The organism is Erythrobacter sp. S259 (assembly GCF_057364965.1).
In genome coordinates this window covers 2,601,193-2,615,140 of record NZ_CP200286.1, presented here as the reverse complement: position 1 = coordinate 2,615,140, position 13,948 = coordinate 2,601,193, and the positions used below count along the sequence as shown (strand labels likewise).

Sequence of the window (13,948 nt, the reverse complement as noted above, 5' to 3'; positions counted from 1 at the left end):
TGACCTAATCGCGGGGAAACGCCATCACAATCCCTGATCCCAATGATACTTCGGGCCAATCTGCATCCTCAGAAGAAATCAGCCGCGCCAAGACGCTTGCTCTTGCTGTGCTCGGCTGGGTTTTGCAGGATACCGAGCGCGCTGAGCGCTATTTGGAACTGACAGGGCTTGCCCCTGACACCTTGCGCGCAGGGCTTGATGACCCCGTAATTCTGGCATCGGCACTGGATTTTCTGGCCAATTACGAACCAGACCTTATACGCGCCAGCGAAGCTTTGGCGGTGTCCGCCGAAGAGTTGATAGCGACGCGAAGGATTTTGCACTGATGAGCCGCCCACTGGTGATAAGCGATTGTGACGAGGTGATCCTGCACATGGTTGCGCCCTTTAAAGTATGGCTGGAGGAGACCCAGGGCATTGAATTCAACCTATCGGGCGGCGATTTTGCCAAGGCATTGAAGTGGCGTGAAAATGGTGAATTTCTAAAGCCTGAAGAGATTTGGACAAAGCTGGGCGGCTTTTTTGATACGCAGATGGATAATCAAAAGCCGATTGCAGGATCAATCAATGCGCTGAACACTGTCGCTGAAGATGCCGATCTTGTCATTTTGACGAACCTAGTTGATTTCAGACGAGACAAACGCGCCAAGCAATTGGCAGCCCATGGCCTCAATGCAAAAGTATATACTAATCAGGGCCCTAAAGGCCCTGCACTCGCCAAGATCATCGAGGAGTACAAGCCCAGCCAAGCGATCTTCATTGATGATCTGGCGCAGCATCACGCCTCAGTGAAAGAGACGACGCCTGAAGTGATAAGACTGCATCTTTGCGGTGAACCGATGATTTCCTCTGCGATTACGTGCGCGCACAAAGCGGGCGATGCCCATGCGCGCATTGATCAATGGGAAAGGGCACTGCCCTGGCTCACCCAGCACATCAAAGGATCAAATCAATGAGCATTGAAGAGCGCTTGAATGAGCTTAAAGTTGTATTGCCCGAAGCAGCGGCTCCTGTCGCAAGTTATGTGCCGGTGGTTGTAAGCGGCGGATTTGCTTATGTCTCTGGCCAATTGCCTTTCATCGACGGCGTGCTCGTCAAAGGAAAGTTGGGCGAGGGTGTCGATCTGCCCGAGGGTATGGAAGCAGCGCGTGCATGCGGTCTTATGATCCTTGCGCAGCTTAAGAACGCAGGGGTTTTGGAAGATGCCGAGCGTGTGGTGAAGTTGGGGGCGTTTGTGAACTCTACCCCCGACTTTGTCGATCAACCCAAAGTCGCCAACGGTGCATCGGACCTCATGCTCGAGGTCTTCGGAGATGCTGGGCGCCATGCCCGCGCGGCTGTCAGCGCTCCATCGCTGCCGCTGGGTGCGGCGGTCGAAGTCGACGCAGTGATCGCGCTGTCGGACTAATCCGTAACGCCCATGACAACCAAGCAACCTGCCGATTGGCTGACGCAGTGGGAATATGCTCACCGGGGACTGCACTCTTCGGCAGTTCCGGAAAATTCACTTGAAGCGGCCCGGGCCGCCATCGACGCGGGAATGGGCGTAGAATGCGATATTCAGCGCACGCGTGATGGTGCTTCAATGGTATTTCACGATTGGGAGCTTGAGCGGCTGACGCAAAGGACAGGTCCGATCAGCAATCTTAGCGAGGCCCAGCTTGAGGCTGTCTTTTTGCGTCCCACCGAGGAGCCAATTCCCAGCCTCAAAGCTTTTCTCAGTGTGATTGATGCCGCCGTACCCGTGTTGATCGAGGTAAAGTCGAAGCCTGGCTATGATGTTGAGCAAAGCTGTGAAGGGGTCGCGCGGGCTCTTACGAGCTATTCAGGCGATCACGCTGTCATGAGTTTCGACCCGCGTGTCTCGGCTTGGTTTGAGGCACATTCTTCGCAAACGCCGCGCGGTCTTGTTATGCGCGAGGATGAATACGGTCAGACGCAAACCGCAAGGGAGCGAGAGGCTGCGTTTGAAATCGCAAACCCTGACTTTCTTGCCTATCATACCATGTCTTTGCCCAATCCATGGGTGCAAGAATTGCGCAAAAATGGCTTGCCTGTCCTCACTTGGACGGTCGATTCCCCGCAATCACGCAAATCGGCGCTGCGCCTGGCTGATGCGCTTATTTGCGAGGGTGAGGGACTTGGATGAGCGATAGGGAGCTTACTGTCCGATTGGCGCCCGGTGTGGGCGAATTCGGCGCGGCGCAGTGGAACGCTTTGGGCGGCAACCGAAACCCGTTCGTATCCCACGAATTTCTAACCTCTCTTGAGGATTCTGGCAGCGTCGGTCCTGGTACCGGCTGGGACCCTGTTCCCATCACCATAACCGATGCGGACGACCGCCTGCTCGCCGCTATGCCAAGCTATGTAAAAGGGCACTCTCAGGGCGAATATGTCTTTGATCACGCGTGGGCCGATGCATTGCACCGCGCCGGCCGGAATTATTATCCCAAGCTCCAGATCGCTGCGCCCTTTACCCCAGCCAATGGACCGCGGTTGTTGTTGTCTGACCCCGGCCTTGCACCGCATCTTTTGAAAAGCGCAGAAGTCGTCTGCGAGCAAAACGGTTTATCGTCAGCCCACGCAACCTTTGTTGATGAGGACCAATTGCCGCTTTTTGAGGCGGAAGAATGGCTTATCCGCAGTGATATCCAATTCCACTGGATCAACCGGGGCTATGGCCATTTTGATGATTTTTTGGCTGATCTTGCGTCGCGCAAACGCAAAAATTTGCGCAAGGAAAGAGAAGCGGCAAGCCAAGGCTTGCGCATAGAGAGGCTGTCTGGCGACGATATAAAGGAAGAGCACTGGGATGCGTTCTGGGTGTTTTATCAAGACACGGGTGCGCGCAAATGGGGCACGCCCTACTTAACGCGCGAGGCCTTTACCCTGATGGGCGAGCGCATGGGCGAGCGCTTGGTGTTAATCTTGGCGTTTGACGGAAGTGAACCTGTGGCAGGCGCGCTTAACTTTGTCGGCGCCGATGCAATTTACGGGCGATATTGGGGATGCACGCGCGATGTGCGCTTCTTGCATTTTGAGCTGTGCTATTATCAAGCGATAGATATCGCGATTGAGCGCGGTTTGCCCCGGGTTGAGGCAGGCGCTCAGGGCGGTCATAAGTTGGCGCGCGGGTATGAGCCTGTGAAAACATATTCAGCGCATTACCTGGCCGAACCCGGCTTCCGCGACGCCGTTGCCGATTTTCTCGAGCGCGAGCGTCAAGGCGTTGCGGCCGATCAAGTGCTTTTTGATAAAAGAACACCGTTCAAAAAGGGTTAGGCCAATCAGTGCCTTATGCCGCACGCCGTTCTTCAGCGAGCCAGCGGCGTGCCCGGCGCTGAGCTTCGGCGATTTCGCGCGCTGTCATTTCATCGGAAACATCGGTTCTGCAGAACGCAGCGTCTTCATGCCCGCGTGAGGCGGCAAGGTTAAACCACTTGTGCGCCTCGACAAGATCAGTCGCAACGCCGTTTGATCCGGTCGAATATGCAACGCCTAAATTGAAGAACGCAGAAATGTCGCCTGCAACTGCGTCCGCCAAATATCCTGCGATTGCGAGATCAATCTCGCCGCTTTGGGCTTGGCTTGCCTCGTTCTCACTGATTGACTTCCATTCCATTTCACATTCCCTGTTGTTCCAAAGTCCACACCCCTGTTTTCGGACCGTGCAGCCACAAGACCTCAAGGATCATGGTCAACAAATCGTTAACGACATTGCATTTTCTTGAACGGCTTGCTGCGATTTCGGGCGTGAAACTGGCGCGAACCGGCGTGTTTTGCCGATTGCAGTGGAGCTTCGCCGTAAACTGTCTTGCGGGGGATTGGTGCCTTGCTTATAGGGCGCGGATGGATGGGAGAGCCGGGTGCGTTTTGCAGGTAACGTTGCAAGATCACCTGGTCGTCAGCAACACGGGTTTTGGGATTAGAGGACCACATGTCAGCGGCGGCGTCTGAAGAGATCGAAATTATCGAACAAACCAAGCGTTTGCTGGGGGAAGACTATGCCCCAAGCGACGACGAGGAGTATATGAGTGAACGCCAACAGGCGTATTTTCAAATGCTTCTCCTCGAATGGAAACGTTCAATCCATAGTGCGGCCGGACAGACACTTCAGTCTTTGGCTAATGGCCCTATCCGCGAGCCTGATCTAAACGACAGGGCGTCGAGCGAAACCGATTGGGGTATCGAACTTCGCACGCGCGACCGTCAGCGCAAGCTTGTCTCAAAGATCGATTCTGCGCTTCGCCGCATAGCGCAAGGCGAATATGGGTATTGCGAGGTAACCGGCGATCCGATTGGTCTTAAGCGTCTTATCGCTCGCCCAGTGGCAACCATGACCGTCGAAGCGCAAGAAGCGCATGAGCGGCGCGAAAAAGTGTCCCGCGACGATTAAGCACAGCGTTTGCGTCTTTTTAGCTGCTTTGCGCTAACATGTCCCAATTGGGGACGCTTTTACATTTGCAGCCATTGCGGCGGCAAATTTTACGACCCTTTAACTGAGCACTTGTACCTAACTTGTTATCGCGCCGCCTTAGGGGCAAAAACAGGACGCGCGGTATAGTTCAAGCCTCGATCAGCAATGATCCTAAAGCAAGTCGGAGACGTTACGACAATGACAGGTGTCGAAACGAGAAGTGTATCGCGCGACAGCCTTTTTCTCTTGGCCAATGTGCGTGTTGAACAGCAAAGCGAGCAGCGCCGTGTCCGTGTTCGCAACCTTTCTGATGGCGGCATGATGGGTGAGGCCACAATCAAGATCAACCGGGGCAACCGCGTCGAGGTGGAACTGCGCAATGTTGGCATTGTCAAAGGAACGGTTGCCTGGGTTCAGGACCAGCGCTTCGGTATTGCCTTTGATGAAGAGATCGATTCGCAAGCAGCAAGGGCCCCCTCAAATCCGGGCGGCCAGGGTTCAAACATCGCCTCTGACGTGTCGTACGTCCACCGTCCGCCGACGCCCAAAACATCTGCGAACGTCCGCAAGATTTAAGGCCTTCTGACCGGTTTCGACAAAGCGCGAAGCGGCCAAGCGTCACTAAGCACTGTCTTCGCCGCGAATTGATGGTAACGCTATCTGCGTGACCAGAGGCGTGTTTTCATCACTATGTGTGCTCCTTCTTTTGGGTTGCGGTCCCGCTGCGGACCGCGGCCCGGTTGATGTTGCGATTATTGGCGAAGAAGGCGCAGAATTCGATCCCGGTGTGAGGCTCTCACCGGCTGCTCAACATCTGCGCGCCGCCTCCCACGAAGGGCTGGTGACGCTTGATGCATCGGGGCAAGTGGTTCCCGCGATTGCCGAGCGCTGGATCGTTACAGACGATGCGATGAGTTATATTTTCCGCCTGCGCAATTCGGCCTGGCCTGGCGGCGAAGCGATCACAGCTCCGCAAATTCGCCGGCTGCTCCAAGATAGGATCAGGCAGCTTGACGGGACCTCATTGGGCCTCGACCTTGATAAGGTTGTAGAAGTCCGCGCTATGACCGGGCGCGTGATCGAACTTAGGTTATCGGGACCGATGCCCGAGTTCTTACGGCTCTTGGCACAGCCTGAACTCGGCCTGGCTTTAGGGGGCAGCGGCCTTGGGCCGATGATAGCGGAGCGCAGTGCAGAAAATCCGGCTACCCGGCTAACCCTATTGCCTCCTGAAGAGCGCGGATTGCCTGCGCGTGAGGGTTGGCAGGAGGAAACGCGCGATCTCGCCTTTCAGGTTTTGCCCGCAGCGCTTGCGGTGGATAGCTTTACAGATGGCGATTTCGATCTTTTGCTCAATGGCACATTGGCTGATTTCCCGCGGATTGAACTGGGGCCATTGTCGCGCGGCGCTGTGCAAATTGATCCGACACTTGGCCTGTTCGGGCTGATCGTGCGCAGCGACAGCGGATTGCTTGCCGATCCCCAGCAGCGCGAGGCGCTCTCGATGGCGATTGATCGGGAGACGCTGATACAGCCCTTTGGCATTGGCGGCTGGGTCTCGACCACTTGGATTGTCCCGCCGGAGCTATTTGCATCTGGTGCGGTCCCTTCAAGCCGCTGGCCGGAGCTTGACCTTGAAGGTCGCCGCAATTTTGCACGCCAGCGAATTGCTGGATGGCAGGCACAAAGCGGCGAGGAGGCAGTCATTCGCATTGGTCTTCCTGAAGGTCCAGGAGGCGATATTCTTTACACTTCTTTGGCACAGGCCTGGCAGACCATTGGTGTTCGCACCGAAAGGCTGGGTCTTGGAGAAGGAGGCGATCTCGAACTGCGTGATCGCCTCGCGCGCTATTCCTCGCCCCGTTGGTTTTTAAACCAGCTCAATTGCACCATTGAGATCGGCCTTTGTTCTGAAGAAGCAGACGCGTTGGTCCGTCAGTCTCTCACCGTCCGCGATCCGCAAGCAAAAGAAGAACTCTTGCTTCAGGCGCTCGATGTTTTGACGCAGGCCGAGGCATTTGTTCCCCTTGGAGCGCCCGTTCGCTGGTCGCTTGTTCGAGGTTCCGTCGACGGGTACCAGGCCAATCCTTGGGGCCTTCACCCCTTGCCACCGCTTGCATCGCCCACCAATTAGAAGAGGTAGGAGTGCAACAATGACGATTTCTGGCAAGCAACCATCCATTTTGACGCCGACCAGTGCGGATGAGTCATCCAGTGCAGATCGACCCGAAGGTCTCCAGTTTTCTCTGCCCTCCGGCACCGATCCGCATGCGGTAAGAGCGCAGAATCGAGGCGGTTGAAATCCTGCTGGAGCGCAGCTTTCGTATTCCCGGCGTCAATATGCCCATTGGCCTTGATGCTCTCATCGGGCTTGTCCCGGTCATCGGCGATATCGTTACAACCGCGCTCGGCGCTTATATCGTTTGGGAGGCGGGCAATTTGGGCCTTTCCAAATGGCACCTCACCAGAATGGGCGCAAATGTCGCCGTTGATACGCTTCTGGGGCTTATCCCGGTGGTTGGCGACGCGGCTGATTTCTTTTATCGTTCCAACACCAAGAACCTGCGGATCGTCAAAAAGCATCTCGACAAGCATCATCCAGAGACCCGCATTCTGGAAGGGTGATAAGCGTTTTCGAGGGCCCTCTCGCGCGCACAATGGGCGCGCCAAGTGATGGCAAATTGCAAAGCCTGTGAGCAACCGCGCTCCTTAAGCCTCCAGCTCAATGTCCCAATAGAGCCAATCACGCCACGTTTCGTGCAAGTAATTTGGTGGGAACATTTTGCCCTGCTGCTGCAATTGCCAGCTGGTGGGGCGGATAGGCCGACCTTGAACAGGCATTGCGGCTTGCTTCGGCGTGCGCCCGCCCTTTTTCATATTGCACGTGCCGCAAGCGGTGATGATGTTCTCCCACGTGGTTTTGCCCCCAAGGCGGCGCGGGATCACATGGTCGAAGGTCAAATTTTCTCTAGACCCGCAATATTGGCACTCAAATTTATCGCGCAGGAACACGTTGAAGCGAGTGAAAGCGGGAAATTCGCTCTGCTTCACATATTGCCTCAGCGCTATGACACTGGGGATTTTCATGTCGAGGCTGGGCGAGTGCACTTCGCGCTCATAACTGGCGACAATATCTACCCGGTCGAGAAACACCGCCTTGATAGCGGTTTGCCATGGCCATAGGCTCAATGGATAATAGGATAGCGGTGTGTAATCGGCATTGAGCACCAAGGCTGGACACGCCTCAAGGTGGCTCGAGGCGTCTTCCTCAGCCCTGCGATAGCGCACGGCTTGTTCTATCAGTTCGGCTTTGAACATGGGTTCGTAAAGCTCCCTCTCTGATTGATGCAAACATGACTTAAGGGCTGGAAGAGTCAAAGCGGTGACACTGCGGCTTTCCACAGGCCCATTGTGCGCATGCAATGAAGATCGGCTGCGAGCCTCACCTGCATCGCTTACTGATAGCGCGGGCGCGGCGGCTATGGCATGGGACGATCAATGAGCGACCTACCAGTTACAACGCGTTTTGCGCCAAGCCCCAACGGGCCGCTCCATCTGGGGCATGCCTATTCGGCGATTGCCGCGCATGACCTTGCATTAGCGGCAGGCGGCCGGTTTCTTTTGCGGATTGAGGACATAGACGGAGCCCGCTCGCGCCCAGAGCTCGCCGATGAATTTCGCCGCGATCTGGAATGGTTGGGACTCAAATGGGAAGAGGTGCCGCAGCAATCAGAGCGGCTGGAAACCTACGAAGCGGCATTCTCAAAGCTCAAAGACACAGGGTTGCTCTACCCCTGCCAGTGCTCGCGCACAGACATTCAGGCCGCTGGTGCGAAGACCGGGCCAATGGGTTTTATCTATCCCGGCATCTGTAGAGGCGCAGATGTATCCGCGGACGGGCCGGTCCAATGGCGGCTTAATGTTGCAAAGGCGGATCAAGCGGTCGGTCAGCTCACATGGTGCGACACATTTGACGGGGTACAGTTTTGCGACCCTCACCAATTGGGCGACGTTGTTGTGTGGCGGCGCGATGAACCAGCCAGCTACCACTTGGCTGCGACTTTGGACGATGCAGCCGACGGCGTGACCTTGGTGACGAGGGGGCGGGACCTGTTCGAGGCCACACACATACACCGCTTGCTCCAAGTTCTTTTGGACCTGCCTTTGCCAAAGTACCATCACCACCCGCTGTTGCTGGATGATAAGGGACAAAAGCTTGCAAAACGCCGCGGCTCTCCATCGCTTTGTGCTCGGCGCGAGGCGGGGGAAGACGGATTAACACTTGCAAAGCAATTGCGCCGAAAAATCTCACAGCACAATTTCGAGCTTGGAACTTCGTAGCAATAGGACCATTTAGCTTGTCATGAACTACATTCTTATCCCGGTGCTCATCATCTTGTGCATCCTCGTTGTGGTGTCGCTTGTGCGCGGGATCATTGCCTTTCTAAAGACGACCAAGATCGACCTTGAAACAGGCGAGGCGGAAACCGTCCCCGAAATGCAGGAGATGCAGAACAAGGCAATGTTTTCGCGCATCAAGTATCAGGCGGCGGCAATTGCGGTGGTCGCTGTGATTGCTCTGGTGGCCGGCGCTGGCAGCTAGAGGCGGCGCACCGGTGGTCAAACTCAACAAGATTTACACCCGAACAGGCGATCAAGGTACGACGGGCCTTGTCGGCGATGAACGCACGGCCAAGCATTCGGCCCGCATCAATGCGATCGGTGGCGTAGATCAAGCAAACTGCGCGATAGGCCTCGCCGTGTGCGCGGTGGAGGATGAGGCGCAGCGGGCGATGCTCATCCGCACACAGAATGATATGTTTGACCTTGGCGCTGACATTGCAACGCCTGCGCCTGATGGGGACTTTACGCCCAAGGAGATGGCGCTGCGTGTTGCCGCCTCTCAGGTTCATTGGCTCGAAGAACGTATTGACGACTTCAATGAAAGCCTTGAGCCGCTCAATAGCTTTGTCCTTCCCGGCGGATCAGAGGCGGCGGCCAGGGTTCATATCGCGAGGGCATCGACGCGAGAAGCAGAGCGCGCCTTGACGCAGCTTGCAAGTGAGACTGCGATCAACCCGGAGGCGCTTTGCTATATTAATCGGTTGTCCGATTTTCTCTTTGTGATGGCCCGCGTGCTTAATGACAGTGGCAAAGCGGATGTCAAATGGGTGCCGGGCGCCAATCGATAGACTACTAGCGCTAGCCACGCGCTGACTTCCCAGCTAGGTATGCTGCACTTGCGAAGGGAATATTGCCATGCAGAAAATCGCCGTAATCGGAGCCGGGCAAATGGGCACCGGCATTGCTCAAACTGTTGCAACCCACGGGATGCAGGTGATGCTCTCGGACGTGGATCTGGCCACTGCTAAAGGGGGTAAGGGCAAGATCGACAAGGCAGTTTCGAAGCTTGTAGGGCGCGGCAAAATCGAGGTGGAGGAGGCCGAAGCGCTGCTTTCGCGTATCACCCCTGTTGCCGATTATGCGCCGATGGCCGAAGCGGACCTGATTATCGAGGCTGCGACCGAACGCGAGGAGATCAAGAATCTGATCTTCGAAAGCGCAGGCAAGGTACTGGCGCACGATGCGGTTTTCGCCTCTAACACCAGCTCAATTCCTATCACCCGCATGGCGAACCAATCGCCTGATCCCGCCCGCTTTATTGGTCTTCACTTCTTTAATCCGGTGCCTGTTATGGGCCTGATTGAGGTGATCCCCGGCCTTGCGACCTCGCAAGCGACAACCGACCAGATCGTTGCTTTTGCGCGCGGCCTTGGGAAGGAGGTTGTTCTGAGCCAGGATGAACCGGGCTTCGTCGTCAACCGCATTCTCTTGCCGATGATCAACGAGGCCGTGTTTGTGCTCGGCCAATCGACTGCTGGGATTGAGGATATCGACAAGGGGTGCCGTTTGGGTCTCAATCACCCCATGGGACCGCTGCAGCTGGCGGATTTCGTAGGGCTTGATACCTGTCTTGATATTATCAACGTGCTCTACAGAACCACGCGCGACACCAAATATCGCCCCGCTCCTTTGTTGGTGAAATATGTTGAAGCAGGGTGGCTTGGCCGCAAAACGGGGCGCGGTTTTTACGATTACAGCGGGGAGACCCCAGTGCCTACACGGTGAGCAAGCGCACAGGTTAAAGCGTGTTCAACCGCTCAGGGGAAACACGGTCCGCGAATTCGGGAAGTTCAGTTCCCTTCCGCCACAATTTGAGGCTGGAAACCCCTTTGTGGCGGGCGGACTTCTGGCGCGCCCGGGGCAGCTCTTGAAGTGATCTTGGGCCCGCTGGGATTTGACCGGTCCTCGCGCGCAACCATTCGTGATTTTTGATCGTCAAAGACAGGGGCATCATTGGTTACCTCGGGGGCCCCGACAAAGTCGCTGCCCTGGCCCGGTGCCACTGGAGCGCCCCAATCGTTCGCGCCGCCCGCATCACCCCAACCAGATGCCGCCGTTGAAGCATTTGCGCTTTGCGGTTGTGGCACAGGAGCCGGTGCGGCTGCTTGCTGCTGCTCTGCTGAGGCAGATGCCTGAAGGTCTCCTTCCTCATCTGAAGAAAACTCTTGGAAAGCGATGCTGGCAACCACAGCAATGGAAAGAACGACACCGGAAAAGCCCAGCGCAACTTTGGGAGAATCGAACAGCGATAAAAACATGCGGGAAGCTATGCCCGAAGATGATTAAAGATTGGTATGACAGCAGGGTAAAGCAAAATTAATCAAGTGATCGCCTGAGGTCATAGAGCAGATCAAGCGCATCGCGGGGTGAGAGTGCATCCAGGTCTGTCTCTTGTAACCTCGCTGCCAATGCCTGCTCGGGAGTTTCCTCTGGCGAAGGCGTTGCTGCTGCGGCGGCGAACAAAGGAAGTTCTCCCAAACCTGCCGCCAATCCCCCGGTTTCAGTACGCGCGGCTTCAAGTTTGGCGAGCACTTGATCTGCTCTGGCGATAACTGGCCCAGGAACGCCTGCCAATTTGGCAACGGCAAGACCGTAGGAGCGGTCGGCCGGTCCCTCTGCGAGTTCATGGAGCAGGACCAGATCACCCTTCCATTCCCGCGCACGAACATGGTGGAGCGACAATTGGTCACAGGTTTCAGCAAGGCGTGAAAGCTCATGATAGTGGGTGGCAAACAGGCACCGGCATTCGATCTTGGAATGCACCGCCTCGACCACTGCCCATGCGAGCGCCAGCCCGTCATAGGTCGAGGTGCCACGGCCCACTTCATCAAGGATCACGAGGCTGTTTGCGGTGGCCTGCGACAATATGGCGGCGGTCTCCACCATCTCGACCATGAAGGTGGAGCGGCCCTTGGCAAGGTTGTCCGAGGCGCCCACCCGGCTGAACAAGCGGTCCACAAGGCCAATATGCGCTTCATCAGCGGGTACATAGGACCCGGCCTGCGCCATCAAAGCGATCAGTGCGTTTTGCCGCAAGAAAGTCGATTTACCGCCCATATTGGGGCCGCCGATAAGCCACAGGCGATCTTGGTCATGAAGCACGCAGTCATTGGCGACAAAGCGCTCGCCGGTCTTGTTCAAGGCGGCTTCGACCACGGGATGACGCCCGCCTTTGATGGTGAGAGCGCCGCTTTGCGAAATCAAAGGTTTGCACCAATCGCCTTCGCTCGCGCGCTGAGCATTGCCAGCGCACACATCAATCCGCGCCAAGGCCGCAGCCGTCGCTGCAATCGCCTCGCGCGACGCGCTGACAAGCGCGGTGAGCTGCTCAAAATGCGCTTCTTCTGCGGCTTGTGCGCGCCCGCCTGCTTCCGACACGCGCGAGGCTTCTTCGTGCAATGTAACCGAGTTGAACCGCACCGCACCTTTCATGGTCTGGCGGTGGGTAAATCCGCTGTCTTGCGCCATAAGCGCATCGGCGTGGCGGCTGGGCACTTCGATGAAATAGCCAAGCACGCCATTGTGCTTGATCTTGAGCGAAGTTATGCCGGTGTCTGCGCGGTAACGCGTTTCCATCGCAGCAATCGCCCGCCGGGCATTGCCTGACATTTCGCGCAGTTCGTCAAGGCTGGCGTCATAGCCCTCGGCAATAAAGCCGCCGTTTGAGCGTTCTGTTGGCGGCGAGGCGACAAGCGCCTGCGATAATTGATCGACCAGTGCGCCGTGCCCTGTGAGTTTGGGCAAGAGCAAGTCGAGCAGGGCAGGGCGGTCCGCCTCGCCAGAGAGCCAATGATAAACCCGCGCGGCCTCACCTAGGCCATCGCGCACTTGGCCCAAATCCCGTGGAGACCCGCGCCCTGCAACAATCCGCCCCAATGCGCGGCCAAAATCGGGAAGCGCGCGTAAGCAATCGCGAAGGTTCGCCCGCTCAATAGGCCGGTCCAGCCAGAACTGCACCAGCGCCAGCCGGTTTTCGATGACCTGCTGGTTGAGCAGCGGTGCACCAAGGTCCTCCGCAAGGAGCCGCGATCCGGCTCCCGTCGAACACCTGTCCAAAGTCGCCACAAGGCTCCCAGCGCGCCCGCCGCCTGATGCCTCAAGGATTTCAAGGCTGGTGCGCGTCGCTTCATCCATCGCCATGCCCAGCGCTTGTTCGCGCGCAGTGGGAGGCAAAAGAAATGGCAATTGCCCGCGCCCCACATGGGAAAGATAAGCGATGAGCCCTCCCGCTGCGGCGAGCATGGCCCGCGAAAATTCGCCAAAGCCGTCAAGGGTGGAGACGCCGTGAAGAGACTTTAGGCGCTCTGCTCCTTCATTGCTGGCAAATGTGGTACGGGCCTGTTCGGCAGCGTCTTCGGGGCCGTGCTCCCACCCTTCCGGGACCACCACTTCGCTCGCTCCCAGCCGGGCGAGCGATGCGCCCACAAGCTGAGGCGTGCATTCCTCCAAGACCATGGTGCCGGTGGAAATGTCGCAAGAGGCAATACCGATCACCCCGCGCACTTCTCCAAGAGCGACGAGCAAATTAGCACGGCGCGGCTCCAACAGAGCCTCTTCCGTAAGGGTTCCGGCGGTGACAAAGCGCACGATATCGCGCGCCACCAGTGCCTTGGACGCCGGGCGACCCTCGCGTTTGGCGCGCGCTTTTGCTTCGTCCGGTGTCTCGGTTTGCTCAGCAATCGCGACGCGCTGGCCAGCTTTGATCAGCCGTGCGAGATAGCTTTCCGCTGCATGCACCGGCACACCGCACATCGCGACCGGCTCACCATCATGTTCGCCGCGCGCCGTGAGAGCGATATCAAGAATGTCAGAGGCGACCTTGGCATCATCGAAAAACAGCTCAAAGAAATCACCCATCCGGTAAAACAAAAGCGAGCCTTCCGCCTCTCTTTTAAGGGCGAGATATTGCTCCATCATCGGAGTGGGTTTGGCAGAGGATTTGGTTTGGGCAGCCATTGGTTTTGGGGTGCCAGCGGGTGCCTGATTCGGGAAGAGCGGACACAGACTTATCCGCCCTCTTGTGCCGCCGACAAGCCATTCTCGGGCCAATGTGCATTCGCCCACTTTCATCTGGAGCAAACGCGGGCTAAGGCACTTTGAAGATTGTGCAATTGAAGATCATTTGAGG

The 13,948-nt window shown here is 56.9% G+C and carries 16 protein-coding genes and 1 pseudogene; 13 read left to right on the top strand and 4 right to left on the bottom strand.

Annotation, left to right across the window (positions count from 1 at the left end; translation table 11 throughout):
* Positions 1 to 23: 23 nt before the first annotated feature.
* From AC0V60_RS12320 to AC0V60_RS12300, 5 genes are read left to right on the top strand one after another with little or no spacing between them, the layout of a single operon-like run.
* Positions 24 to 326, top strand: coding sequence for a DUF3572 domain-containing protein (locus AC0V60_RS12320; protein WP_486179493.1), 303 nt, complete (start codon positions 24 to 26; stop codon positions 324 to 326).
* On the top strand, positions 326 to 955 hold the full coding sequence (locus AC0V60_RS12315) for an HAD family hydrolase (protein WP_486178748.1): 630 nt from the start codon (positions 326 to 328) through the stop codon (positions 953 to 955). Before AC0V60_RS12320 ends, AC0V60_RS12315 begins: the two co-directional genes overlap by 1 nt.
* On the top strand, positions 952 to 1,407 hold the full coding sequence (locus AC0V60_RS12310) for a RidA family protein (protein ID WP_486178747.1): 456 nt from the start codon (positions 952 to 954) through the stop codon (positions 1,405 to 1,407). The genes AC0V60_RS12315 and AC0V60_RS12310 overlap by 4 nt, the downstream gene beginning before the upstream one ends.
* A gap of 12 nt (positions 1,408 to 1,419) precedes the next feature.
* On the top strand, positions 1,420 to 2,148 hold the full coding sequence (locus AC0V60_RS12305; RefSeq protein ID WP_486178746.1) for a glycerophosphodiester phosphodiesterase family protein: 729 nt from the start codon (positions 1,420 to 1,422) through the stop codon (positions 2,146 to 2,148).
* Positions 2,145 to 3,281: a GNAT family N-acetyltransferase gene (locus AC0V60_RS12300; protein ID WP_486178745.1), complete on the top strand. Its 1,137-nt coding sequence runs from the start codon at positions 2,145 to 2,147 to the stop codon at positions 3,279 to 3,281. The genes AC0V60_RS12305 and AC0V60_RS12300 overlap by 4 nt, the downstream gene beginning before the upstream one ends.
* 13 nt (positions 3,282 to 3,294) lie before the next feature.
* Here the strand turns inward: AC0V60_RS12300 and AC0V60_RS12295 are convergent, their stop codons facing one another.
* Positions 3,295 to 3,621 carry an SEL1-like repeat protein gene (locus AC0V60_RS12295; protein ID WP_486178744.1) on the bottom strand — a complete coding sequence of 109 codons (327 nt, stop codon included), beginning with the start codon at positions 3,619 to 3,621 and terminating at the stop codon, positions 3,295 to 3,297.
* 315 nt (positions 3,622 to 3,936) lie between these two features.
* Here AC0V60_RS12295 and dksA point away from each other — a divergent pair, with 315 nt between their 5' ends.
* The 4 genes and pseudogenes from dksA (at position 3,937) to AC0V60_RS12275 (ending at position 7,041) form a co-directional block, all read left to right on the top strand.
* Entirely contained in the window at positions 3,937 to 4,395 is a 459-nt protein-coding gene (gene dksA / locus AC0V60_RS12290) for an RNA polymerase-binding protein DksA (protein ID WP_486178743.1), read from the top strand.
* A gap of 219 nt (positions 4,396 to 4,614) precedes the next feature.
* On the top strand, positions 4,615 to 4,992 hold the full coding sequence (locus AC0V60_RS12285) for a PilZ domain-containing protein (protein WP_486178742.1): 378 nt from the start codon (positions 4,615 to 4,617) through the stop codon (positions 4,990 to 4,992).
* Between the two features lie 100 nt (positions 4,993 to 5,092).
* Complete coding sequence (locus AC0V60_RS12280) at positions 5,093 to 6,550, top strand: ABC transporter substrate-binding protein (RefSeq protein ID WP_486178741.1); 1,458 nt, start codon at positions 5,093 to 5,095, stop codon at positions 6,548 to 6,550.
* A 19-nt stretch (positions 6,551 to 6,569) separates the two neighbouring features.
* Positions 6,570 to 7,041: pseudogene (locus tag AC0V60_RS12275) on the top strand (DUF4112 domain-containing protein).
* An 84-nt stretch (positions 7,042 to 7,125) separates the two neighbouring features.
* Here the strand turns inward: AC0V60_RS12275 and AC0V60_RS12270 are convergent.
* Positions 7,126 to 7,734: an HNH endonuclease gene (locus tag AC0V60_RS12270; RefSeq protein ID WP_486178740.1), complete on the bottom strand. Its 609-nt coding sequence runs from the start codon at positions 7,732 to 7,734 to the stop codon at positions 7,126 to 7,128.
* A 180-nt stretch (positions 7,735 to 7,914) separates the two neighbouring features.
* Here AC0V60_RS12270 and gluQRS point away from each other — a divergent pair, with 180 nt between their 5' ends.
* The 4 genes from gluQRS (at position 7,915) to AC0V60_RS12250 (ending at position 10,545) form a co-directional block, all read left to right on the top strand.
* Positions 7,915 to 8,757 (top strand): tRNA glutamyl-Q(34) synthetase GluQRS, encoded by an 843-nt coding sequence (gene gluQRS, locus AC0V60_RS12265; RefSeq protein WP_486178739.1) that lies wholly within the window; start codon positions 7,915 to 7,917, stop codon positions 8,755 to 8,757.
* Between the two features lie 22 nt (positions 8,758 to 8,779).
* Entirely contained in the window at positions 8,780 to 9,019 is a 240-nt protein-coding gene (locus tag AC0V60_RS12260) for a hypothetical protein (protein ID WP_486178738.1), read from the top strand.
* Positions 9,020 to 9,032: 13 nt separating this feature from the next.
* Positions 9,033 to 9,608, top strand: a complete 576-nt coding sequence (locus tag AC0V60_RS12255) for a cob(I)yrinic acid a,c-diamide adenosyltransferase (RefSeq protein ID WP_486178737.1) — start codon at positions 9,033 to 9,035, stop codon at positions 9,606 to 9,608.
* A 67-nt stretch (positions 9,609 to 9,675) separates the two neighbouring features.
* Positions 9,676 to 10,545 (top strand): 3-hydroxyacyl-CoA dehydrogenase NAD-binding domain-containing protein, encoded by an 870-nt coding sequence (locus AC0V60_RS12250; RefSeq protein WP_486178736.1) that lies wholly within the window; start codon positions 9,676 to 9,678, stop codon positions 10,543 to 10,545.
* Between the two features lie 65 nt (positions 10,546 to 10,610).
* Here the strand turns inward: AC0V60_RS12250 and AC0V60_RS12245 are convergent, their stop codons facing one another.
* Positions 10,611 to 11,078: a hypothetical protein gene (locus AC0V60_RS12245; RefSeq protein ID WP_486178735.1), complete on the bottom strand. Its 468-nt coding sequence runs from the start codon at positions 11,076 to 11,078 to the stop codon at positions 10,611 to 10,613.
* A gap of 58 nt (positions 11,079 to 11,136) precedes the next feature.
* Positions 11,137 to 13,776 (bottom strand): DNA mismatch repair protein MutS, encoded by a 2,640-nt coding sequence (mutS, locus tag AC0V60_RS12240; protein WP_486178734.1) that lies wholly within the window; start codon positions 13,774 to 13,776, stop codon positions 11,137 to 11,139.
* Positions 13,777 to 13,948: the final 172 nt, after the last annotated feature.